The organism is Streptomyces sp. NPDC014891 (genome assembly GCF_043081085.1).
Lineage (GTDB): Bacteria > Actinomycetota > Actinomycetes > Streptomycetales > Streptomycetaceae > Streptomyces.
This window is the reverse complement of the sequence record NZ_JBIBWF010000014.1, coordinates 114187-137945: the sequence shown is the minus strand read 5'-3', so window position 1 is coordinate 137945 and position 23759 is coordinate 114187. Positions and strand designations below refer to the sequence as shown.

Here is a 23759-nt window from a genome sequence, read left to right as displayed (position 1 = left end):
CTGGTCCTTTCCTTCCCTCTCGCCTACCGGGTTAGCTGACGGGTTCGGAGCAGGAAGGTCTCCTACGAGCCCCTCCGTACGAGACGAAGGCGCCCGATTCACCCCAGGGACTGCGTGTGGGTCCCCGGCTCCCCAGGCTCGCGCCTGACGGGGACTCGGCGATGTCTGTCCGATGCCGCGGGTGCGGCACGTGCAACTGACGAACAGACGGCCTGACGCTATGCGGATCGTCTTTCAATCACCAACCGGACAGGCATTTTGTAAGACATGCCACAAGGCAAAAGCCAACCCTTGCCCCAATACGGACAAAGGGGAGGACCCCGACGGGCCGGGCCGTCGGGGTCCTCCCCGTCCTGCGGACCGCGTGAATCAGCCGGTCACGACGGTCACTTCGCCGATCCCGAGCGCCCGCACCGGCTCCGCGATCTCCGACGCGTCGCCGACGAGCACGGTGACGAGACGGTCGACGGGGAACGCGCTGACCACGGCCGCGGTCGCCTCGACCGTGCCCGTCCCGGCCAGCCGGGCGTACAACTGCGCCTGGTAGTCGTCCGGGAGGTGCTGCTCGACCTGGTCGGAGAGCGTCGCGGCGACGGAGGCGGCCGTCTCGTACTTGAGCGGCGCGACCCCCACCAGGTTCTGCACGGCCGTCTCCCGCTCTGCGTCGGTCAGGCCCTCCTCGGCCAGCGTCCGCAGCACCTTCCACAGGTCGTCAAGAGCCGGACCGGTGTTGGGCGTGTCGACGGAACCGCTGATGGCGAGCATCGAGGCGCCGTTCCCCCGGCCGTCCGAGCGGAGCACCTGCCCGAAGGCGCGCACCCCGTACGTGTAGCCCTTCTCCTCGCGCAGGACCCGGTCGAGCCGCGAGGTGAGGGTGCCGCCGAGGCAGTAGGCGCCCAGGACCTGGGCCGGCCAGACGCTGTCGTGCCGGTCGGGCCCGATCCGGCCGATCAGCAGCTGGGTCTGGACGGCGCCGGGGCGGTCCACGATGACGACCCGTCCGGTGTCGTCGGCGGTGATCGGCGGCATCGGGAGCGGCTCGGCCGGCTCGCCGGACCACGCGCCGAGCGTCTCGGCGAGGACCTTGTCCAGGTCGACACCGGTCAGGTCGCCGACGACCACGGCGGTGGCCGTGCCGGGACGCACGTACGCCTCGTAGAAGGCGCGGACCGCGGCGGCGTCGATCGCCGCGACGGTCTCCTCGGTGCCCTGGCGCGGCCGGGAGATCCGGGCCTCCGCCGGGAACAGCTCCTTGGAGAGCTGCTTGGCGGCGCGGCGGGACGGGTTGGCCGTCTCGTGCGGGATCTCGTCGAGGCGGTTGCGCACCAGGCGCTCGACCTCGGTCTCCAGGAACGCCGGCGCGATCAGGGCCTCGGAGACGAGACCGAGCGCCTTGGACAGCCGGGAGGCGGGAACCTCCAGAGAGACCCGGACGCCCGGGTGGTCGGCGTGCGCGTCGAGCGTGGCGCCGCAGCGTTCCAGCTCGGCCGCGAACTCCTCGGCGCTGTGCTGGTCCGTGCCCTCGAACAGGGCCCGGGCCATGATGGTGGCCACACCGTCGAGACCGGCGGGCTCCGCGTCCAGCGGGGCCGGCAGGAAGATCTCCACGGCCACCACCTGCTGGCCGGGGCGGTGGCAGGTCAGCAACGTCAGACCGTTGTCCAGGGCACCGCGGTCCGGGGCCGGGAAGGCCCAGGGCCGGGCGTCGCCGGGCGTCGGCTGCGGGTGGAAGTCCATGCTCGTCAAAGACGCGGCAGCGTCGGTCACTGGTCCGCCCCCTCTTCCTCGTCGCTGTCGCTCTGTTCGGTCGCCACGGGCTCGTAGACCAGCACCGCGCGGTTGTCGGGGCGCAGCGTGGCCGCGGCGACGGCCTGCACCTCCTCGGCGGTGACCGCAAGGACGCGGTCGACGGCCGTCAGGGCGAGCTGCGGGTCGCCGAACAGCACCGCGAAGCGGCACAGTTCGTCGGCACGGCCCGCGACGGTGCCGAGCCGGTCGAGCCACTCGCGCTCCAGCTGCGCCTGCGCGCGCTCCATCTCCTCGGGCGTGGGGCCCTCGGCGGCGAACCGGGCGAGCTCCTCGTCGACGGCCGCCTCGATCTGCGGGACCTCGACCCCGCCGGAGGTCTTGACGTCCAGCCAGCCCAGCGAGGGCGCGCCGGCCAGCCGCAGCATGCCGAAGCCGGCGGCGACGGCGGTGCGGTCGCGGCGGACCAGGCGGTTGTGCAGCCGGGAGGACTCGCCGCCGCCGAGGACCGTCAGGGCCAGGTCGGCCGCGTCGCACGCGCGCGTGCCGTCGTGCGGCAGCCGGTAGGCGGCCATCAGCGCACGCGCCGGCACCTCCTCCTCGACGACCTCGCGCAGCTGCTCGCCGATGACCTCGGGCAGCTCGCCCGAGCGGGGCGCGGGCTTGCCGTCGTGGCCGGGGATGGAGCCGAAGTACTTCTCGATCCAGGCGAGGGTCCGCTCCGGGTCGATGTCCCCGACGACCGACAGCACCGCGTTGTTCGGGGCGTAGTACGTGCGGAAGAAGTTCCGCGCGTCCTCCAGGGTCGCCGCGTCCAGGTCGGCCATCGAGCCGATCGGCGTGTGGTGGTACGGGTGCCCCTCCGGGTAGGCCAGGGCGGTCAGCTTCTCGAAGGCCGTGCCGTACGGCACGTTGTCGTAGCGCTGGCGGCGCTCGTTCTTGACGACGTCCCGCTGGTTCTCCATGGACTCGTCGTCCAGGGCGGCGAGCAGCGAGCCCATGCGGTCGGCCTCCAGCCAGAGCGCGAGCTCCAGCTGGTGGGTGGGCATGGTCTCGAAGTAGTTGGTGCGCTCGAAGCTCGTCGTGCCGTTGAGCGAGCCGCCGGCCCCCTGCACGAGCTCGAAGTGCCCGTTCCCGTGGACCTGCTTCGAGCCCTGGAACATCAGGTGCTCGAAGAGGTGGGCGAGGCCCGTGCGGCCCGGGACCTCGTGCCGCGAGCCGACGTCGTACCAGAGGCAGACCGCGGCGACCGGGGTCAGGTGGTCCTCTGAGAGCACCACGCGCAGGCCGTTCGCCAACCGGTGCTCGGTCGCTGTCAGGCCGCCGGAGCCGGCCTCGGCCGTGGCCGTGTGACCCATGGGCATGTACGTCCCTTCGATCGCGATGTGAAAAAGTCCTGCCACTGTATGCAAGCGCGCCGACACCTGGCGAAGTTCCCGACCCCGGGAGATGTCCCTCTTCCGGGTCGCGGTCGGCGTTGTCGGTGGCACGGTCCACAATGGTCCGCGTCAGATCAACCTTGTTGGTGAAGGAGCCGCAGCCGCGATGGCCCGCCGCAGCACGAAGACACCGCCGCCGGACGACGCGTTCGAGGAGCGAATCCTCGACATCGACGTCGTCGACGAGATGCAGGGCTCCTTCCTCGAGTACGCGTACTCGGTGATCTACTCGCGTGCGCTGCCGGACGCCCGCGACGGCATGAAGCCCGTCCAGCGGCGCATCGTCTTCCAGATGAACGAGATGGGGCTCCGGCCCGACCGGGGCTTCGTCAAGTGCGCCCGGGTCGTCGGCGAGGTGATGGGCAAGCTCCACCCGCACGGCGACGCCTCGATCTACGACGCCATGGTCCGCATGGCGCAGCCCTTCTCCATGCGCCTCCCCCTGGTCGACGGCCACGGCAACTTCGGTTCCCTGGGCAACGACGACCCGCCGGCCGCCATGCGGTACACCGAGTCGCGGATGGCCTCGGCCGCCCTGCTCATGACGGAGTCCATCGACGAGGACACGGTCGACTTCTCGCCGAACTACGACGGCCAGGAGCAGGAGCCGGTGGCACTGCCCGCCGCCTACCCGAACCTCCTGGTCAACGGCGCCTCGGGCATCGCCGTCGGCATGGCGACCAACATGCCCCCGCACAACCTCGGCGAGGTCGTCGCGGCCGCCCGCCACCTGATCCGCCACCCGGGCGCCGACCTCGAGACGCTGATGCGCTTCGTGCCCGGACCCGACCTGCCGACCGGCGGCCGGATCGTCGGCCTCGCCGGCATCAAGGACGCGTACGAGTCGGGTCGCGGCTCGTTCAAGATCCGCGCCACGACGAGCGTCGAGACGGTCACCGCCCGCCGCAAGGGCATCGTCGTGACCGAGCTGCCGTTCACGGTCGGCCCCGAGAAGGTCATCTCCAAGATCAAGGACCTCGTCGGCTCCAAGAAGCTCCAGGGCATCGCGGACGTCAAGGACCTGACCGACCGCAATCACGGCCTGCGCCTGGTCATCGAGATCAAGAACGGCTTCGTGCCCGAGGCGGTCCTGGAGCAGCTCTACAAGCTGACGCCGATGGAGGAGTCCTTCGGCATCAACAACGTGGCACTGGTCGACGGCCAGCCGCTGACCCTCGGCCTCAAGGAGCTCCTGGAGGTCTACCTCGACCACCGCTTCGAGGTGGTCCGCCGCCGCTCCGAGTTCCGCCGCGGCAAGAAGCGCGACCGGCTCCACCTCGTCGAGGGCCTGCTCGTCGCCCTGCTCGACATCGACGAGGTCATCCGCCTGATCCGGGAGAGCGAGAACTCGGCGCAGGCCAAGGAGCGCCTCATCGAGCGCTTCTCGCTCAGCGAGATCCAGACCCAGTACATCCTCGACACCCCGCTGCGCCGCCTCACCAAGTTCGACCGGATCGAGCTGGAGACCGAGCAGAACCGGCTCAACGGCGAGATCGACGAGCTGACCGGGATCCTCGACTCCGACGCGGAGCTGCGGAAGCTGGTCTCGGCGGAGCTGGCCGCGGTCGCGAAGAAGTTCGCCACGGACCGGCGCACGGTGCTGCTCGAGTCGGCGGGCGCGCCCGTCGCGGCCGTCTCCCTCGAGGTCGCGGACGACCCGTGCCGCGTGCTGCTCTCCTCGACCGGACTGCTCGCCCGTACGGCGACGGCGGAGCTGCCGCCGGTCGACCCGGACGCCGCGCGCGCCAAGCACGACGTCGTCCTGTCGTCGGTGGCCGCCACCCAGCGCGGTGACATCGGCGCGGTGACCTCCTCCGGCCGGCTGCTGCGGATCGCCGTGATCGACCTGCCGCAGCTCCCGGACACGGCATCGGCGCCGAACCTGGCCGGCGGCGCGCCGCTCTCCGAGTTCCTCTCCCTGGAGGCCGACGAGACCGTGGTCTGCCTGACCACCCTCGACGAGGGCTCCCCCGGGCTCGCCCTCGGCACGCTCCAGGGCGTGGTGAAGCGCGTGGTGCCGGACTATCCGGCGAACAAGGACGAGCTGGAGGTCATCACCCTCAAGGACGGCGACCGGATCGTCGGCGCGACGGAACTGCGGACCGGCGAGGAGGACCTGGTCTTCATCACCTCCGACGCCCAGCTCCTGCGCTACCCGGCCGCGCAGGTCCGGCCCCAGGGCCGTCCGGCCGGCGGCATGGCGGGCGTCAAGCTGGCGGACGGGGCCGACGTGATCTCGTTCACGGCCGTCGACCCGGCGGCCGACGCGGTCGTGTTCACCGTCGCGGGCTCCACGGGCACGCTCGACTCCTCGGCGGGCACCTCGGCGAAGCTGACGCCCTTCGACCAGTACCCGCGCAAGGGCCGCGCGACCGGCGGCGTCCGCTGCCAGCGCTTCCTGAAGGGCGAGGACGTCCTGATCCTGGCCTGGGCGGGCACCACCCCGGCCCGCGCCGCCCGGAAGACCGGCACCCCGGTGGACCTCCCGTCCGTCGACCCCCGCCGCGACGGCTCGGGCACCCCGCTCCCCCACCCGGTGGACGTGGTGGCCGGCCCGGCCTCCTGACCGCCCCGACCGCCGAGAGACCCCGCACGCACGGCGAACGGCCGCGCGCCCGGGGTCTCTTGTCGTCCGTCCGAGGAGCACGGACCGCACCCCCTCGGGCCTCATCGAACGGGCCTCTCGTCTCCCGGGACCACCGGACGGGCCTCCCGGCCTCCGGGTAGCCTCGGCCCGGTGACCGGCCGGGGGGCTGCTCCGGCACGTCTGACGCCCGAGAGAAGGATGGCCGCGTTGACGGACGAAGCATTCAGCATCGACAAGCGCCCGCTCCGCGATCTGCTCCGGCAGGTCGCGGAGGGAAGAGCGCAGCTCCCCGAGTTCCAGCGGGGCTGGGTGTGGCCGCATCCGAACATCACCGCGCTGCTCGCGTCCGTGTCGCAGGGCTTCCCGGTCGGGACGGTCATGACCCTGCAGTCCGGCGGGGACGTCCGGTTCAAGCACCGGCCGATCGAGGGCGCGGAACCGCCCCCGGGCACGGAGCCGGAGACCCTCGTCCTCGACGGCCAGCAGCGTCTCACCTCGCTCTTCCAGTCGATCAAGCTCGGGAAGCCGGTGGTGACCCAGGACCTGCGCAAGCACCGGGTGACCGGCTGGTTCTACGTCGACATGCGCGCGGTCCTGGACGGACAGACCGACCGCGAGGACGCGATCCGCTTCCTGCCGGAGGACAAGCTCGTCAAGAACTTCCGCGGCGAGGTGCTCCACGACTACTCGACCCGCGAGAAGGAGTTCGAGGCCCAGCTCTTCCCGCTGAGCGCCGTCCTCGACCCGTACGACTGGCGGAGGGGCTTCGAGGAGTACTGGTGGGACCGGGACAAGGAGAGCCTGCGCGCCTGGGGACGGTTCGAGGAGGTCTTCGTCAGGAACTTCGACCGCTACCAGGTGCCCGTCATCTCCCTCGGCAAGAACACGGCCCGTCAGGCCGTGTGCCAGGTCTTCGAGAACGTCAACACCGGTGGCGTCTCCCTCACCGTCTTCGAGCTCCTCACCGCCACCTTCGCCGCGGACGAGTTCGACCTGAGGCGGCACTGGGAGAAGGAGGTCAGGGCGTCCTGGCAGGCCCCGGAGTACCGGATCATCAAGGACGTGTCGAACACCGACTTCCTCCAGTCGGTGACCCTGCTCGCCACGGCCGCCCGGCGCGACGACGCAGAGGCGAGCGGCGTGGCGGAGGAGCGTCTTCCCCGCATCGGCTGCAAGCGCAAGGACATGCTGGAGCTGCGCCTCGACGAGTACCAGCGCTTCGCGCCGCTGGTCGTCCAGGGGTTCAAGCAGGCGGCGAAGTTCCTGCACCAGCAGTTCGTCTTCGACACCAGGTTCCTGCCGTACGGCACCCAGCTCATCCCGCTCGCGGCGATCCTGGCCCTCGCGGGCGAGGACGCGCAGAGCGCCGGGGCCCAGCACAAGCTCGCCCGCTGGTACTGGTGCGGGGTCTTCGGCGAGCTGTACGGCGGCTCGACCGAGACCCGGTTCAGCCACGACCTGCCGGATGTCGTGGGGTGGATCAGGGGCACCTCGGGGGAACCCCGCACGATCGCGGCCGCGGAGTTCGCGCCCAGTCGGCTGCTGACGCTCCGGACCCGCAACAGCGCCGCGTACAAGGGCATCTACGCACTGCTGCTCAAGGCCGGTGCCATGGACTGGCGCACCGGTGAGAAGGCGGAGATCACCGGCTACTTCGACGAGTCGATCGACATCCACCACATCTTCCCCAAGGTGTGGTGCGAGGAGGCGGGCAAGGACCCCGGGCGCTACAACTCCATCGTCAACAAGACGCCCCTGACCGCCCGTACGAACCGGATCATCGGGGGCAACGCGCCCTCCGACTACCTGGTGAAGCTCGCCAAGAGCGCGGAGTCGGCGCCGGAGGTGGTGCACGGGCACATCCGGTCCCACCTCGTCGCGCCGGAACTCATGGCGCTCGACGACTTCCACGCCTTCTTCGCCGCCCGGAAGGCCGCCCTGCTGGCCCAGGTGTCCTCCGAGATGGGCAAGGTCATCGTGGACGACGGTGCGGACGGCCCCGTGCACGACGAGGCGGATTCCGGGGAGCTCGCGGAGGCCTACTGAGCCTCGTGCGCCGCGCGCGGCGGTCCGGTCAGACCGGCTCCTCCTCCGTCTGCTGCACGTACCGCAGGACGCCCCACATGCCGTGCTCGTCGGGGGCGTCCTGCGGCCCGGTGCGCTCGCACTCCGCCAGTTCCTTGCGCAGGCCTTCGGCGTCGACTCCGGAGCCGATCAGGACGAGCTGGGTGAGCCGCTCCTCGTCCGCGGGCCACCGCTCGGGGTAGAAGCGCAGGAAGCGGCCCACGGCGTGCACGGCGTAGCGGTTGTCCGGGTCGGCGGCACCGAAGTCGACGAAGCCCTTGATCCGGTAGAGGCCCTCGGGCCGCGCGTCCAGGAACGCCATCAGCCGGCGCGGGTCGAGCGGCGTCGCGGCGGTCAGGGAGACCGTCTCGTACGACGCGTGCGGGTGGACGTGCGGATCGCCCTCGCCCACGTCCTCGCCGTCGCCGTCGCCGTCGCCGTCGCCGTACAGGATGTCCTCGATCGACATCTGCCCTTCGATCTCCCCCTCGGGGGCGACCCGGTCGAAGAGCAGTTCCGGGTCGATCCGCCCGTGGGTGGCGTCGACGACGACGGCCTTCCCGGCGAGGCCGCCCACCGTCTCGTGGACGGCGCGCAGCTCGGCCGCGGAGACCCGGTCGGTCTTGTTCACGACCACGAGGTCGGCGATCGGCAGGTGCCGGTCGGTCTCGGGGTGCCGCTCCCGGGTGGCGGAGAACTCGGCCGCGTCGACGACCTGCACGAGGCCCCCGTACACGATCCGCTCGTTCTCGCTGGCCAGAACCATTCGGACGAGTTCCTGCGGCTCGGCGAGGCCGCTCGCCTCGATCACGATCACGTCCAGCCGCGACTCGGGGCGGGTGAGGACCTCCAGGTACTCGTCGAGCTCGCTCGCGTCGACGGCGCAGCACAGGCAGCCGTTGCCGAGGGAGACGGTGGAGCCGACCTGGCCGGCGATCCTCATGGCGTCGATGCCGATGTCGCCGAAGTCGTTGACCATGACGCCGATGCGGGTCCCCCGGGAGCTGCGCAGCAGGTGGTTGAGGAGTGTGGTCTTCCCGGCCCCGAGGAACCCGGCCAGGACGACGACGGGGATCTGCTGCGTGGTCAAGGGACGTGCCTCCGGTTCCGTCGGGTCCCACGGCTGTGGGATCCCCAGAATAGGTTTCCGCACGGACACCCGGGCCGGCGCCATTTCCGCTCCCGGGGCGCGCCCCCTTACCGTTTCCGGCATGAGCCCCGCAGAGACCAGCCCCCCGCGCCCGCGTGCGCGCCGTCGGCGGTTCGACTGGCCGCGGCGGGTGTTCTCGCAGGTCCTGCTGATGCAGCTGGCCATCGCGACCGGTGTGACGGTGCTCGCCACCGGGCTGTTCCTGGCCCCTCTCAGCGCCCAGCTCGACGACCAGGCGATGCGGCGCGCCCTGGCCATCGCGGGGACGACGGCGTCGCCCGGGCTGGCGGCGGACCTCACCGGCAGCGAGCCGTCGGCCCGGGGGCCGGTGCAGGCGGAGGCGGAGCGCATCCGGGCCTCGACGGGCGCGGAGTACGTGGTCGTCATGGACACCCGCGGGGTGCGCTGGTCCCACACCGACCCGGCCGCGATCGGCAGGCGCGTCTCCACCGATCCCACCGACGTGCTCGCCGGGCGGGCGGTGATGGAGATCGACAGCGGGACCCTGGGCCGCTCGGCGCGCGGCAAGACGCCGCTGCGGGACGCGGACGGCCGGATCGTCGGCGCGGTCTCCGTCGGCATCGAGTACGACAGCGTCCGCGACCGGCTCCTCGGGGCGATCCCGGGGCTCCTCGCCTACGCGGGCGGCGCGCTCGCCGCCGGCGCCCTGGCCGCCTATCTGATCTCCCGGCGCCTTCAGCGGCAGACCCACGACCTGGCCTTCTCCGACATCTCCGCGCTGCTCGCCGAACGCGAGGCCATGCTGCACGGCATCCGCGAGGGGGTCGTGGCCCTGGACCGCACCGGATCCGTCCGGCTGATGAACGACGAGGCCCAGCGCCTCCTGGGGCTGGGCCCCGAGGCCGCCGGGCGGCCGCTGGACGAGGTGCTCGGGCGGGGCCGCACCGCCGACGTCCTGGCGGGCCGGGTGACCGGCGAGGACCTGCTCACCGTCCGCGGGCACCGGGTGCTCATCGCCAACCGGATGCCGACGCACGACGGCGGCGCCGTGGCGACCCTCCGCGACCGCACCGAGCTGGAGCGGCTCGGGCGCGAGCTCGACTCCACCCGGGGCCTGATCGACGCCCTGCGGGCCCAGGACCACGAGCACGCCAACCGCATGCACACCCTCCTGGGGCTGCTGGAACTGGAGATGCACGAGGAGGCGGTCGAGTACGTCACGGAGGTCGTCGGGGTGCACCGGGCCACCGCCGAGCAGGTCACGGAGAAGATCCACGACCCGCTCCTGGCGGCCCTGCTGGTCGGCAAGGCCACGGTCGCCGCCGAGCGGGGCGCCTCGCTGCGCCTCGCCCCCGACTCCCTGCTGCCGGACCGGCTCGTCGACCCGCGCGAGCTGGTCACGGTCGCCGGCAACCTCGTCGACAACGCCCTGGACGCCGTCGCCGGCACCCCCGACGCCCGCATCGACGTCTCGTTCCGCACCAAGGGGCACACGGTCCTGCTGCGGGTGACGGACAGCGGTCCCGGGGTCCCCGAGGAGCGCCGGGAGCTGATCTTCACCGAGGGCTGGTCGACGAAGGAGCCTCCGTCGCACGGGAAGCGCGGCCTCGGACTGCCCCTCGTGCGCCGGCTCGCCGAGCGCCGGGGCGGCACGGCACGGGTCGCGGCCGGGCCCGACGGCGGTGCGGAGTTCACGGTCGTCCTCCCGGACGCCCTGAACGAGCCCGAGCCGCTCCCGGACCCGCCAGAGCGGGAGTCGGAGCCCGGGCAGGCCCCGGCCGCCCGGGGACCGCTTCCGGAGGCCGTGGAGGAGGCCCGGTGATCGACGTCCTGGTCGTCGACGACGACACGCGGGTCGCCCGCATCAACGCCGCCTACGTCGCCAAGGTGCCCGGCTTCCGCGTCACCGCCACCGCCCACTCCACCGCCGAGGCGCTCGCCGCCCTGGACGCCCACCCGGTGGACCTGATCCTGCTGGACCACTACCTGCCCGACGAGAACGGTCTCGCCGCCGTACGGGAGCTCCGCGCGCGCGGCCACCAGTGCGACGTGATCATGGTGACGGCCGCCCGTGACGTGGCCACCGTGCAGGCGGCGATGCGGCACGGCGCCCTCCAGTACCTGGTCAAGCCGTTCAACTTCGCCGGGCTGCGCGCCAAGCTGGAGGCGTACGCGACACTCCGCAGCACCCTGGAGAGCGGCGGCGAGGCCGAGCAGGCCGAGGTGGACCGGATCTTCGGCGTGCTGTCGGCGGGCTCCGTGGCCCCGGACCTGCCCAAGGGGCACTCCCCCACCACGGCCGAGCTGGTCCGCCAGGTGCTGCTCGCCGCCGGTGGGCCGCTGTCCGCCCAGGAGATCGCCGAGCGGTCCGGCGTCAGCCGCCAGACCGCGCAGCGCTATCTCAAGCTCCTCGAACGTACCGGCCGGGTGCGCCTCTCGCTCCGGTACGGCGAGACGGGCCGCCCCGAGCACCGCTACGCCTGGACGGCTTCCACCTCCCCCGGCTGAGCCGCCCCCGGCAGCCGGCCGGGAGCAGCGGCGTCCATGGGGCCGTCGGCCAGTGGCGCGCCGCCCCGTCCTCCCGGCGTCGCGGCCCGGCTCCGCGGGCCGTCAGGCGGCTCCGGCGCCCGTCAGCGACCGGACCTCGGTCTCGGCGTGACGCGCCTCGTCGGACGGCTCGGGCGACGTCACCGTCCCGATCCAGCCGGCCAGGAAGCCCAGCGGGATGGAGACCGCTCCCGGGTTCTGCAGCGGGAAGAGGTGGAAGTCGACACCGGGGAACAGCGACTCCGGACTGCCGGAGACCACCGGTGAGACGAGGACGAGCAGCACCGCCGGAATCAGGCCGCCGTACACCGACCAGACGGCTCCCCTGGTCGTGAAGCGCCGCCAGAACAGCGAGTACAGCAGCACCGGCAGATTCGCGGAGGCCGCGACCGCGAAGGCGAGGCCGACGAGGAAGGCCACGTTGAGGTCGCGGGCCAGCAGCCCCAGGCCGATCGCTGCGGCGCCGATCACCGCGGCGGCGACCCGGGCCACGGACACCTCGCTGTACTGCTTCGCGTGCCTGCGCCGCAGCGAGGCGTACAGGTCGTGCGCCACGGAGGCGGAGGAGGCGAGGGTGATCCCCGCGACGACGGCGAGGATGGTCGCGAAGGCGACGGCGGCGACGATCGCGAAGAGCACGGTGCCGCCGGTGGAACCCGCGCCACCGCCGAGGTCGAGGGCGAGCAGCGGTACGGCGGTGTTCCCCGAGGCGTTGGAGGCCCGGACCTCGTCGGGCCCGATCAGGGCGGCGGCGCCGAAGCCCAGCACGATGGTCATCAGGTAGAAGCTGCCGATGAGCCCGATGGACCAGACGACCGAGCGCCGGGCGGCCCGGGCGGTCGGCACGGTGTAGAAGCGCGACAGGATGTGGGGCAACCCCGCCGTGCCCAGGACGAGGGCGAGTCCGAGGCTGATGAAGTCGAGGCGGGCCGTCCAGTCGCCCCCGTACCGGAGCCCCGGCGCGAGGAAGTCCATGCCGTGGCCGCTGCGTTCGGCCGCCGTGGAGAGCAGGCTGTTCACGTCGCCGTGGAAGCGCAGCAGGACGAGCACCGTGAGCGTGATCGTGCCCGCCATGAGCAGGACGGCCTTGACGATCTGGATCCAGGTGGTGGCCCGCATGCCGCCGAGCGACACGTAGATCACCATCAGGGCGCCGACGCCGATGACCGTCCAGGAGCGCGCCGCCTCGCTGCTCCCGCCCAGCAGCAGTGCGACCAGGCTTCCGGCCCCCACCATCTGGGCCACCAGGTACAGCACGGAGACGGCCACCGAGGAGGTGCCGGCGGCGATCCGCACCGGGCGCTCGGCCATCCGCGCGGCGACGACGTCGGCGAGGGTGAACCGTCCGCAGTTGCGGACCAGTTCGGCCACGAGCAGCAGCACGACCAGCCAGGCGACGAGGAATCCGACGGAGTACAGCATGCCGTCGTAACCGTAGAGAGCGATCAGTCCGGAGATGCCGAGGAACGAGGCCGCGGACATGTAGTCGCCCGCGATGGCGAACCCGTTCTCCAGCGGCGAGAAGAGCCTGCCCCCGGCGTAGAACTCCTCCGCCGAGCCCCGCCGGTTGCGGCTCACCCAGGTGGTGATGCCGAGGGTGACCGCGATGAAGACGCTGAACAGCACCAGCGCCAGGGTCTGGTGGTTCGCGTTCACGGCCGCCCCGCCCCTCGGGTCATCTCCTGGGTCTCCCAGCGCAGGTCGAGCGCGGCCCGGTCCCTCCGCAGCCGCGCGTGGCGCGCGTACGCCCAGGTCAGCAGGAAGGTGGTGAGGAACTGCCCGAGGCCCGCCACCATCGCCACGTTCACCGCCCCGGCCACCGGGCGCGCCATGAGCCCGGGAGCGGCGGTCGCCGCCACCACGTAGGCGAGGTACCAGAGGAGGAAGGCGAGGGCGGCCGGGAAGACGAACCTGCGGTAGCGGCTGCGCACTTCCTGGAAGGCGGGGCTCCGCTGCACTTCCAGATAGATCTCCGCCGCGCTGTGGACCCGCTGCCGAGGCACCGCGTCGCCTGGGCCGTCACCGGGGGCTGCGTCCCCCGCGTGCTCGCCGCGGCCGTCGGCCGTCGCGCCGTACCAGGGGTCCCCGAAGGGCACCGCCGAAGCGTCGAGCCCCTCCTGCTTGTCCACCTGCTCCACCGACCAACTCTCCTTGTCGAGCGAACCGTTTCGGCCGCGTGCCCAAGGATGGACAGAGCGGGAAGATCCCGGACTCTTCTCCTCCTGCTCTTCACCCCATCAGGTGACTCTCCTCCCAGGTGGCCTGACCAGACCGTGCTGATATGCGTACCGCACGGCCTGCGTCCGGTCCCGCACCCCGGTCTTGGCGAACAGGTGCGGCATCCGCAGGTCCATGAGGACCACGTCGGGCGCGGGTTCGGCGGTCAGGGCGACGGCCTCGCCGCTGTCCCGGGCGGACCCCACGCCATCGACGCCCGGAGGCGGCCCCGGCGACGCCGCGGTCCGGTGGTCGAGGGTCGTGTGGATCGGCCCGTGGGTGGCGCGTGCGGCGCCACCCACGGGTGGAGCGTCTCAGGCGTCGATGCGCGAGCGGTCGAGGGTCGCCGCCGAGCCGGTGATGAACTCCTTGCGGGGCGCCACGTCGTTGCCCATGAGGAGGTCGAAGACCTGCTCCGCCGCGTCCAGGTCGCCGATGTTGATCCGGCGGAGGGTGCGGTGGCGCGGGTCCATCGTGGTCTCCGCGAGCTGGTCGGCGTCCATCTCGCCCAGGCCCTTGTAGCGCTGGATGGAGTCCTTGTAGCGGACTCCCTTGCGCTGGTACTCCAGCAGGGTCTGGCGCAGCTCGTTGTCCGAGTACGTGTAGACGTACTTGTCCTGGCCCTTCTTGGGCTGGACGAGCTCGATCCGGTGCAGCGGCGGCACGGCGGCGAAGACCCGCCCGGCCTCCACCATCGGCCGCATGTAGCGCTGGAAGAGCGTCAGCAGCAGGCAGCGGATGTGGGCGCCGTCGACGTCGGCGTCGACCAAGAGCACGATCTTCCCGTAGCGGGCCGCGTCGATGTCGAAGGTACGACCCGAGCCCGCTCCTATGACCTGGATGATCGCTCCGCACTCGGCGTTCTTCAGCATGTCCGAGACGGACGACTTCTGGACGTTGAGGATCTTGCCGCGGATCGGCAGCAGGGCCTGGAACTCGCTGTTCCGGGCGAGCTTGGCCGTACCGAGGGCCGAGTCGCCCTCGACGATGAAGAGCTCGCTGCGCTCCACGTCGTCGCTGCGGCAGTCGGCCAGCTTCGCCGGCAGTGAGGAGGACTCCAGCGCGGTCTTCCGGCGCTGCGCCTCCTTGTGCTGGCGCGCGGCGATGCGGGTGCGGGCGGCCGCGACGGCCTTGTCGAGGACGGCGCGGGCCTGCGCCTTGGCGTCCCGCTTGGTCGAGGTCAGGAAGGCCTTGAGCTCCTTGGCGACCACGTTCGCCACGATCCGCCGCGCCGCGGACGTACCGAGGATCTCCTTGGTCTGGCCCTCGAACTGCGGCTCGGCGAGCCGGACCGTCACGACGGCCGTCAGGCCCTCCAGGGCGTCGTCCTTGACGATGTCGTCCTCGGCGACACGGAGCATCTTCGCCGAGCGCAGCACCTCGTTCACCGTCTTGGTGACGGCCTGCTCGAAGCCGGAGACGTGGGTGCCGCCCTTGGGCGTGGCGATGATGTTGACGAAGGACTTGACCGTGCTGTCGTAGCCGGTGCCCCAGCGGAGGGCGACGTCCACGGCGAGCTCGCGGGTGACCTCGGTGGGGGTCATGTGGCCGCGCTCGTCGAGGACGGGGACGGTCTCCTTGAAGGTGCCCTGTCCGGTGAGCCGCTGGATGTCGCAGACGGCCTTGTCCTGGGCGAGGTACTCGCAGAACTCGCTGATCCCGCCGTCGAAGCGGAACGTCTCCTCGCTCTTGCCGACCCCCGCCAGGTCCCGCTCGTCGCGGACCACGATGGTGAGGCCGGGCACGAGGAAGGCGGTCTGCCGGGCGCGCTGGTGCAGCGTCTCCAGGGAGAGCTTGGCGTCCTTGAGGAAGATCTGCCGGTCGGCCCAGTAGCGCACGCGCGTGCCGGTGCGGGTCTTGGGGACGCGCTTGCCCTTGCGCAGGCCGTTGCCCGGGTCGAAGGGGCTGTCGGGGCCCTGCTCCGTGAAGATGCCGGGGACGCCCCGGCGGAAGCTGATCGCGTGCGTGGCGCTGTTCCGGTCGACCTCGACGTCGAGGCGGGCCGACAGGGCGTTGACCACGGAGGCGCCGACGCCGTGCAGACCGCCGGAGGCGGCGTAGGAGCCGCCTCCGAACTTTCCGCCGGCGTGCAGCTTGGTCATGACGACCTCGACCCCGGAGAGTCCGGTCTTCGGCTCGACGTCGACCGGGATGCCCCGGCCGTTGTCCTGGACCTCGACGGAGCCGTCCTCGTGGAGGATCACCTCGATGTGGTCGCAGTAGCCCCCGAGGGCCTCGTCGACGGAGTTGTCGATGATCTCCCAGATGCAGTGCATCAGGCCACGGCTGTCGGTGGACCCGATGTACATGCCGGGGCGCTTGCGGACCGCTTCGAGCCCTTCCAGTACGAGCAGGTGCCGCGCGGTGTAGTTGGAAGCGTCACGGTCTGCGGTCAGCAGCGCACTGGACGGCACGGACGTTTCGGCGGTCACGCGGTTCGCTCCTCGCTGAATTTGAAATCTGGCCCGGTGGGGTAAGGCCCGGCGTCGGTCACCGGTCAGAGGGTACCGATGCCTGGTAGAGCCGTTGTCACGCCACCCTCCCCGATTCCTCATGCTAGTCCAGCCTCGTATGGATGTTCGATCCCTCGAAGGGGTGACGCGAACATCACGTTCCCTTCCAGGCATGAACCATTTAGGCTCCGGGCACGTCCTCATCAACAACCGGCAACCACGCCGGGAGGACTGACCTACACAAGCAACGCGAAATCCGTAGAGCGACGCAATACGGCTCATTCGCCGCCAACCGGCAGCAGACAGCCACCTGCGAAGAAGTTTGAAGGAAAAGCCGCGAGCGGGAACGTTTTCGGCCTGGTTGGATGTTGACCCTGGTACGACAGCTCGTCGAGCTAGAGAAGAGGCGACGTGACTACTGTTCTGACCCCCGCGAGCCCCCTGACGGCCGCTGACCGTTGCGACCGCTGCGGCGCCCAGGCCTACCTGCGTGTCGTCCTGACCAGCGGAGGTGACTTGCTCTTCTGCGCCCACCACGGTCGCAAGTTCGAGCCGGAACTCAAGAAGATCGCCGTTGAGATACAGGATGAGACGGACCGCCTGACGGACGTGCCGGCCCGCACCCAGGGCGACGACCACTGACGCCTCGCATCCACGACGAGCCCAGATCCGGCCACTGACCGGACGGCGGGCGGCCACCCCCGTAAGTCGAGGGGGGTGGCCGCCCGTTCTCGTACCGCCACTGTCCGCTGTGGATCAGAAGCTCTCCGGCAGGACCGCCGAGACCCGGGTGTAGACCCCGGGGTTCTCCGCCTGCCCGCAGCCGCTGCCCCAGGAGACCAGGCCGACGAGCACCCCCTTCGCCACGAGGGGACCGCCGCTGTCCCCCTGGCACGCGTCCTTGCCGCCCTGCGGATCGCCCGCGCACAGCATCGTGTCGCTCCGGTAGGAGACGCCGAAGCCGCCCGGGTAGGCCCGCTCGCACGAGCTGTCCGGAAGCACCTGCACCCGCGCCGTGCGCAGCGCGGAGGCATAGGTCCCGCTGCCCGTCGTGTCGCCCCAGCCGTAGACGTCCGCCTCCGTACCGGGCGCGTACGCCGCGTCCCCCGCCCGGGCGACGCCGACCACGTACGACTGCGGCAGCGGGCTCACGAGCGTCAGCACCGCGAGATCGCCCGAGTTCGTCGTCGGGTCGTAGTCGGGGTTGACCCAGGTGTCCGAGATCCGCACCTCCTGCCCGCCCTGCCCGCGCAGCGAGGCACGCCCCGCGATGACCACGAAGTCGCGCACCTCCCACGGCTCGCCGCCGAGGACCTCGCGCCCCAGGCAGTGGGCCGCCGTGAGCACCTTGTTCGGCGCCACGAGCACGCCGCCGCAGAACTGCCCCGCGCGCGTACCTCCGAACCGGTCACGGCTGGACAGCGCCACCACCCACGGCGCGTCCGTGATCTGGGCCGGCTGACCGCCCACCACGACGCTGTCGGCGGCCGCGGGGACGGCGGTGGCCAGTTGCCCCGCCACCGCCGCGATCAGGCCCACAGCACCCGTCACTGCTCGGCTGAGAGAACCACGCATGGAGCCTCCTGACTCTCCGGTGATGTTCGTTCACCCAGCGTCCAGCACGCGGCGCCGCCGTGCACCCCGCGGACAGCCGGAGGGCCCGGCTCCCCTGGGGGGAACCGGGCCCTTCCGCGTACCGCTCCGGCCTCGTGTCCGTCACCCTCACGGACCTGCCGAGGTACGGATCAGTCGAGGTAGTCGCGCAGCACCTGCGAGCGCGACGGGTGACGCAGCTTCGACATGGTCTTGGACTCGATCTGGCGGATCCGCTCACGGGTCACGCCGTAGACCTTGCCGATCTCGTCCAGCGTCTTCGGCTGACCGTCGGTGAGGCCGAAGCGCATCGAGACGACGCCCGCCTCACGCTCGGAGAGCGTGTCGAGCACCGAGTGCAGCTGCTCCTGGAGGAGCGTGAAGCTCACCGCGTCGGCCGGGACGACCGCCTCGGAGTCCTCGATCAGGTCGCCGAACTCGCTGTCGCCGTCCTCACCCAGCGGGGTGTGGAGGGAGATCGGCTCGCGGCCGTACTTCTGGACCTCGATGACCTTCTCGGGGGTCATGTCGAGCTCCTTGGCCAGCTCCTCCGGGGTGGGCTCACGGCCCAGGTCCTGGAGCATCTGACGCTGCACGCGCGCGAGCTTGTTGATGACCTCGACCATGTGCACCGGGATACGGATGGTGCGGGCCTGGTCGGCCATGGCGCGGGTGATCGCCTGACGGATCCACCAGGTGGCGTACGTGGAGAACTTGTAGCCCTTGGTGTAGTCGAACTTCTCGACCGCGCGGATGAGACCCAGGTTGCCTTCCTGGATCAGGTCCAGGAAGAGCATGCCGCGGCCGGTGTACCGCTTGGCCAGCGAGACCACCAGACGGAGGTTGGCCTCCAGGAGGTGGTTCTTGGCCCGGCGGCCGTCCTCGGCGATGATCTCCAGCTCGCGCTTGAGCTTCGGCGCGAGCTTGTCCGAGTTCGCGAGCTTGTCCTCGGCGAACAGGCCGGCCTCGATCCGCTTCGCGAGCTCGACCTCCTGCTCGGCGTTGAGAAGCGGGACCTTGCCGATCTGCTTCAGGTAGTCCTTGACCGGGTCGGCGGTGGCACCGGCGACGGCGACCTGCTGCGCCGGAGCGTCGTCCTCGTCCTCGTCGGACAGGACGAAGCCCTTGCTCTCGCCCTCCGGCTCCTCTTCCTCGCCCTTGCCGGCCGCGACGTCCTCGAGCAGCTCTTCGCCCTCGACGGCTTCGTCGGCGTCCTTCTTGGACGCGGCCTTCTTGGCCGTGGCCTTCTTGGCGACGGTCTTCTTGGCCACCGCCTTCTTGGCGACGGTCTTCTTCGCGGCCGCCTTAGGGGCGGATCCGGCCTCGTCGGCCGGGTCGGCGCCCTCCGCCGCGGAGGCCGCCGCGGCGGCCGTGACGGTCGTCTTCGTGACGGTCGTCCTGGCGGTGACGGTCTTGGTGGCGGTGCGCTTGGCCGGGCTCTTCGCGGCGACGCTCTTGCGGGCGCGCTTCGGCGACTCCGCTGCACTGACCATCAGCGTCACACCCTCTTCCTCGAGGATCTGATTGAGGCTGCGCAGAACATTCTTCCACTGGGTTGGCGGAATCTGGTCAGCCTCGAAGGCCCGACGCACGTCATCGCCGGCGATCTGCCCATCAGCCTTTCCCCGCTCGATGAGCGCCATCACAGACTCGGACTCGGCGATCTCCGGCGGGAGCGTACGGGATGTGCTGGCCGACACGAACAACCTCTCGGAACGATGGAAAACGGCTTCCGGCCCCGCCCGGGATCGGGCTGGAGCCGACGACCGTCGACGGGGAATGTGCCGACGGCGCGGGCTGGACCGGGGAACTGCACAGCGCCTCCATCGGCTGCTGTATTCCTTCCTCGGCTGTCACCTCTTAGGTCATCGCACGGCTCGGAGGAGTGTTACGCCCAATCTTCGTGGCCCGAGTCACACCTCATGTGCGACACATCAACGCAGAGGGGTATATCAGCGTACATTCACACCGCCGGAATCCTGGCACCGCCCGGGGAGGCCCTGCCGGGCTCCCCGGACGCCGCTCGGACCCGGCGGCACGCGATGTCCGCGCCTGCGCGCTCCCGGCCACGGCCCGCGGGTCAGTGTTCGCGGGGGGCGGGGACGACTCGCTCCACCTCGGGGTGGACCGTGAGCAGCGCCCGCATGGCCGTCTCCGCGGCGAGGGCGTCACCCGCGGCCAGCGCGTCCACGATCCGGGCGTGGTGCGCGAGGCAGGCCTCGCTCGGGCGGTCACAGCCCGTGGCGGGGCCGCCGGACACCTGGAGCGCCGCGCCGACGATGCCGGAGAGGTGCTCCAGCATGCGGTTCCCGGCGAGCTGGATGAGGAGCGAGTGGAACTCGGTGTCGGCGCGCGAGAACGTGATGCCGTCACCCTGGGCGAACGCGTGGCCCATGATCTCGACCATGTCGGAGAGGCGCTGCTGGACGTCCTCGCGGCCGTGCCCCGCGGCGAGGCGGGCGGCCAGGGGCTCGATCGTCCAGCGCAGCTCGTTGAGCTCGCGGCGCTGGTCGTCCCGCTGGGGGCCGAAGGCCCGCCACTCGATGATGTCGGGGTCGAGGAGGTTCCAGTCGCTGACGGGCCGGACGCGGGTGCCGACGTTCGGGCGGGCGCTCACGAGCCCCTTGGCCTCGAGCACGCGCAGCGACTCGCGGACGACGGTGCGCGAGACCTCGAACCGCTGGCCGATCTCCTCGGGGACCAGCGGACGGTCGGCGCCGAGGTCGCCGGAGACGATCATCTGGCCGAGCTGCTGGACGAGCTGCCCGTGCAGGCCTCGGCCCCGGTTGCCGGCGCTCCTGCGGCCGACCCGGCCCAGGTCGGTGTCCACCCCCTCCCAGGAGGGCGGGCCCACGCGGCCGGCGCCGGGCGCCTCCGCGTAGGAGTAGCGGTCGAGATCGCCCGGGGCGCCGAGGCCGGAGTCGACGGAGCGGGCGGCGGTCATCATGGTGTGCGCAAGGGTACTCACGCATCCTTTGTCGGCGTTGCCTCCGTGGCCCTTGAGGTCTTTGGTGAAAAGCACACGAAAGGGTGATCGGCGACCTCTACACAATTGACGATGAATCGGACATATCGGTCAGTTTCCGGGGGAGTTGACCGCGATCCGGAAGCTTTCGGTCCGCAAGTGATCACCAACGCGCCTTCCGGCGAAGGCCGGTGAACACATAGGCGCAGAGCAACCCTGTCAACGTCAGGGAGAGGGCCACCCCCGAGGGCTGTCCGAGCACCCTCAGCCCTCCTGCCAGCCAGCGGTCCGCCGCGGGGGACCACTGCGGTCCGGCGAACTCCCGCAGTCGCGCGGGAAGTCCGGCGGCCGACCGCACCGACGGCCCCGTCAGCACCAGCTGCATCAGCGGGACGAACGCGACCGGCACCGCGAGCACCGCCGCGACCCCGGCCGCCGCCGCCCGGAACACCCCGGCGCCCAGCACGCCCGCCCAGGCGCAGCCGACCATGAGTCCCAGCCAACTCGCCGCAAGAGTCGGCCAGTTCCTTGGTACGGCGATCAACTCGCCGCCGTAGACGAACCGCAGGACCTCCAGATCCACCACGACGACGGCCACGCCGAGCAGCAGCGCCACGACCGCCGCCACGGCCAGTTTCGCCAGCAGCAGACCGGGCCTGCGCGGGACGGCTCCCCGGCCCGTGGTGAGCGCCGGGTAGCGGTACTCCTCGCCGAAGGAGAAGGCCCCGAGCAGTCCGGCGCCGAGCGCCGCCGGCGGCAGCGGCGAGAGGGCGGGCCAGCCGGCCAGCACCGCGGGCAGCGCGGCCCGCCCGCCTCGCCCGAGGAGCAGGGCGAGCGTCACCGAGACGAGCAGGACGGCGGCCAGGACGAGCGGGGTGGACGGCACGCCCAGCAGCCGGTGGATCTCGTACCGCAGCGGTCGCAGGGGGGAGCGGGCGGGCCGGCGGGCCACGCCCGGCTCCCCCGCCCCGATGTCGCGGGATGCGTCGCGGGAGACAGCACCGCGAGGCGACACGTCGGCCGATGCGGGGTCGGCGGTCCCGGCCCCGCGGCTCGAGCCGCCGGGCTCCGGACGACCGCCTCCCGGCGCGGTGCGCGGTGCGGCCCGACCGCTGCCGGCCGGGGCACCGGAGTCGCCGGTCTCGGCCGCGAGCCGGTGGATCGGGACGCCGTGCCGGAACGCCGTGTCGCCGACGGCCGCGCAGTCGCTCCCGTAGACGGACAACCGGTTCCCGTCCTCCGCGACGACCTCGACGGGGCGCCGGGCGGCCCGGGCCTCCTGGGTCACCACCGCGGCGAGCCGGGCGGCCTGCGGGGTGCGGACGGAGACCCGGGGGCGCAGCCGGGTACGGGCGAACTCGGTCACGTCCTGGTCGCCGACGAGCCGCCCGGCGTGCAGCGTGACGACGCGGTCGGCGTTGCGGACGGCGTCCTTGGGGTCCGCCGTGGTGTAGAGCACGGTTCCGCCGCCGTCCGCGTGCGCCCGCAGGAACTCGTGCAGCCGGCCGCACTCGGCCGCGGAGAGGCCGGCGCCGGGCTCGTCAAGCAGCAGCGTGTGCGGGTCGCCCAACAGAGCCGAGGCGAGGCCGAGTCGACGATCGGCGCCGATCGGAAGGGTGCCGATCCGGCGCCGCTCCAGTCCGTCGAGGCCGACGGCTCGGGTGAGCTCCTCGGCCCGCGAGGCGGGAACCCCGGTGGCGGCGCAGAGCATGCGCAACTGGCCCCGGAGGGTGCGGGAGGGGTGGCCGGGGATGTCGCCGAGCAGGACGCCGACCTCACGCTGCGGCTGGGCGATGCGGTGGAGCGGCCGCCCACGGAAGTAGGTGGTCCCGCGCCCCGGCTCGAGTTCGAGCATGAGCCGGAGCGCGGTGGTCTTGCCCGAGCCCGCGGAGCCGAGAAGAGCGGTCACGGCACCCGGCCGGGCCTCGAAGGTCAGATCGTCCACCGCGGGCGGACGGTCTTGGCGGGGAGTGCTGGTCAGTCCGATGGCCTGGAGCATCGCTTCTCTCGCGGTAGGTGACACCGCTCCGCGGCAGGGCGGCGCTACCGCAGCAAGATAACGCTACATTTCGGACTTTCCACGCAGGGTTGGCGCGGAGGGCGCCGGGGACACCGGTCCGTCAGACCTCGGGGCGCAGCATCGGCGGGTTGAGGAGAGTGGCCCCACCTGCCCTGAAGAGCTGGGCCGGGCGCCCGCCCTGACGGGTCGTCGTGCCGCCGGCCGGCACGAGGAAGCCGGGCGTGCCGGTCACCTTCCGGTGGAAGTTGCGCGGGTCCAGTGCGACGCCCCAGACGGCCTCGTAGACCCGTCGCAGCTCGCCTACGGTGAACTCGGGCGGGCAGAAGGCCGTGGCCAGGGACGAGTACTCGATCTTGGACCGGGCCCGCTCGACCCCGTCGGCGAGGATCCGGGCGTGGTCGAAGGCGAGCGCGACCGGACCGCCTTCCTTCTCGTCGCCTCCGGCATCTCCGGAGGCCTCGTCGTCGGCACTCCGGAGCGCCGTGGACGCGTCCGCCGCGCCGGCGAGCAGTTCCTCGCCGAGCAGCTCCTCGACGGGGGCCCAGCGGGCGCTGTTCGCGTCGCCGCCGGCCCGCGGGGCGGGAAGGTCGGGGGCGAGCGCCAGATGCGCGACGCTCACCACCCGCATGCGCGGGTCCCGATCGGGCGCCCCGTAGGTCGCCAGCTGCTCCAGGTGCGCGCCGTTGCTCGGCACCGGTGGCGGGGCGGCCGGGTCGTGGGCGCAGAGACCCGTCTCCTCGACCAGCTCTCGCGCGGCGGCGCCGCCGAGGTCCTCGTCCTCGCGCACGAAGCCGCCGGGCAGCGCCCAACGCCCCTTGTACGGCGCTTCCCCCCGCCGCACGACCAGTGTGCAGAGCGCGTGGCGGCGCACGGTGAGTACGACCAGATCGACGGTCACGGCGAACGGCGGAAAGGCCGACGGGTCGTAGGGAGGCATGCCGCGATCATAGTCGTCTTCCTGACGATAAGCACGCCCCTCGGAAGCATCGGCGGCGACTCCCGCACCTTCGCGCGAGG

17 protein-coding genes and 1 riboswitch are annotated in these 23759 nt (G+C 71.7%); of the genes, 5 read left to right on the top strand and 12 right to left on the bottom strand.

Annotation, left to right across the window (positions count from 1 at the left end):
• Nucleotides 1–5 precede the first annotated feature (5 nt).
• Nucleotides 6–171: riboswitch (cyclic di-AMP (ydaO/yuaA leader) on the bottom strand.
• A 198-nt stretch (nucleotides 172–369) separates the two neighbouring features.
• A complete protein-coding gene (locus ACF09E_RS32270) occupies nucleotides 370–1737 on the bottom strand; it encodes a M16 family metallopeptidase (RefSeq protein WP_392209483.1) in 1368 nt (455 codons plus the stop codon).
• A 26-nt stretch (nucleotides 1738–1763) separates the two neighbouring features.
• Nucleotides 1764–3110 carry a pitrilysin family protein gene (locus ACF09E_RS32265; protein ID WP_361846389.1) on the bottom strand — a complete coding sequence of 449 codons (1347 nt, stop codon included), beginning with the start codon at nucleotides 3108–3110 and terminating at the stop codon, nucleotides 1764–1766.
• A gap of 181 nt (nucleotides 3111–3291) precedes the next feature.
• Between ACF09E_RS32265 and ACF09E_RS32260 the strand changes: the two genes are divergently transcribed.
• Nucleotides 3292–5751, top strand: coding sequence for a DNA topoisomerase (ATP-hydrolyzing) subunit A (locus ACF09E_RS32260; protein WP_392209335.1), 2460 nt, complete (start codon nucleotides 3292–3294; stop codon nucleotides 5749–5751).
• A gap of 228 nt (nucleotides 5752–5979) precedes the next feature.
• The gene (locus ACF09E_RS32255) at nucleotides 5980–7818 is read left to right on the top strand and encodes a DUF262 domain-containing protein (protein ID WP_392209333.1); all 1839 of its coding nucleotides are present in this window, start codon (nucleotides 5980–5982) and stop codon (nucleotides 7816–7818) included.
• A gap of 28 nt (nucleotides 7819–7846) precedes the next feature.
• On the opposite strand, the gene ACF09E_RS32250 is transcribed toward ACF09E_RS32255, so the two are convergent.
• The gene (locus ACF09E_RS32250) at nucleotides 7847–8926 is read right to left on the bottom strand and encodes a CobW family GTP-binding protein (RefSeq protein WP_392209331.1); all 1080 of its coding nucleotides are present in this window, start codon (nucleotides 8924–8926) and stop codon (nucleotides 7847–7849) included.
• 121 nt (nucleotides 8927–9047) lie between these two features.
• Here ACF09E_RS32250 and ACF09E_RS32245 point away from each other — a divergent pair, with 121 nt between their 5' ends.
• Together ACF09E_RS32245 and ACF09E_RS32240 are read left to right on the top strand one after the other, a co-directional pair.
• A complete protein-coding gene (locus ACF09E_RS32245; RefSeq protein ID WP_392209329.1) occupies nucleotides 9048–10769 on the top strand; it encodes an ATP-binding protein in 1722 nt (573 codons plus the stop codon).
• Nucleotides 10766–11455, top strand: coding sequence for a response regulator (locus tag ACF09E_RS32240; RefSeq protein WP_392209327.1), 690 nt, complete (start codon nucleotides 10766–10768; stop codon nucleotides 11453–11455). Before ACF09E_RS32245 ends, ACF09E_RS32240 begins: the two co-directional genes overlap by 4 nt.
• A 102-nt stretch (nucleotides 11456–11557) precedes the next feature.
• Here the strand turns inward: ACF09E_RS32240 and ACF09E_RS32235 are convergent, their stop codons facing one another.
• The 4 genes from ACF09E_RS32235 to ACF09E_RS32220 all read right to left on the bottom strand — a co-directional run bounded on the left by ACF09E_RS32235 (nucleotide 11558) and on the right by ACF09E_RS32220 (nucleotide 16143).
• The gene (locus ACF09E_RS32235; RefSeq protein WP_392209325.1) at nucleotides 11558–13150 is read right to left on the bottom strand and encodes a cation acetate symporter; all 1593 of its coding nucleotides are present in this window, start codon (nucleotides 13148–13150) and stop codon (nucleotides 11558–11560) included.
• Nucleotides 13147–13632, bottom strand: coding sequence for a DUF485 domain-containing protein (locus ACF09E_RS32230; RefSeq protein ID WP_392209323.1), 486 nt, complete (start codon nucleotides 13630–13632; stop codon nucleotides 13147–13149). The genes ACF09E_RS32235 and ACF09E_RS32230 overlap by 4 nt, the downstream gene beginning before the upstream one ends.
• A gap of 99 nt (nucleotides 13633–13731) precedes the next feature.
• Nucleotides 13732–14013 (bottom strand): response regulator transcription factor, encoded by a 282-nt coding sequence (locus ACF09E_RS32225; protein ID WP_392209321.1) that lies wholly within the window; start codon nucleotides 14011–14013, stop codon nucleotides 13732–13734.
• A 12-nt stretch (nucleotides 14014–14025) separates the two neighbouring features.
• Nucleotides 14026–16143 (bottom strand): DNA topoisomerase IV subunit B, encoded by a 2118-nt coding sequence (locus tag ACF09E_RS32220; RefSeq protein WP_361846409.1) that lies wholly within the window; start codon nucleotides 16141–16143, stop codon nucleotides 14026–14028.
• A gap of 432 nt (nucleotides 16144–16575) precedes the next feature.
• On the opposite strand from ACF09E_RS32220, the gene ACF09E_RS32215 reads away from it, so the two are divergent.
• The gene (locus ACF09E_RS32215; RefSeq protein ID WP_015036683.1) at nucleotides 16576–16806 is read left to right on the top strand and encodes a hypothetical protein; all 231 of its coding nucleotides are present in this window, start codon (nucleotides 16576–16578) and stop codon (nucleotides 16804–16806) included.
• A gap of 114 nt (nucleotides 16807–16920) precedes the next feature.
• On the opposite strand, the gene ACF09E_RS32210 is transcribed toward ACF09E_RS32215, so the two are convergent.
• The 5 genes from ACF09E_RS32210 to ACF09E_RS32190 form a co-directional block, all read right to left on the bottom strand.
• On the bottom strand, nucleotides 16921–17739 hold the full coding sequence (locus ACF09E_RS32210; protein WP_392209319.1) for a S1 family serine peptidase: 819 nt from the start codon (nucleotides 17737–17739) through the stop codon (nucleotides 16921–16923).
• A 170-nt stretch (nucleotides 17740–17909) separates the two neighbouring features.
• Nucleotides 17910–19457, bottom strand: a complete 1548-nt coding sequence (locus ACF09E_RS32205; RefSeq protein ID WP_392209317.1) for an RNA polymerase sigma factor — start codon at nucleotides 19455–19457, stop codon at nucleotides 17910–17912.
• A 380-nt stretch (nucleotides 19458–19837) separates the two neighbouring features.
• Nucleotides 19838–20725, bottom strand: a complete 888-nt coding sequence (locus tag ACF09E_RS32200; protein WP_392209315.1) for a FadR/GntR family transcriptional regulator — start codon at nucleotides 20723–20725, stop codon at nucleotides 19838–19840.
• 160 nt (nucleotides 20726–20885) lie between these two features.
• Entirely contained in the window at nucleotides 20886–22721 is a 1836-nt protein-coding gene (locus tag ACF09E_RS32195; protein ID WP_392209314.1) for an ATP-binding cassette domain-containing protein, read from the bottom strand.
• A 121-nt stretch (nucleotides 22722–22842) separates the two neighbouring features.
• Entirely contained in the window at nucleotides 22843–23679 is an 837-nt protein-coding gene (locus ACF09E_RS32190; protein WP_392209312.1) for an NUDIX domain-containing protein, read from the bottom strand.
• Nucleotides 23680–23759 lie beyond the last annotated feature (80 nt).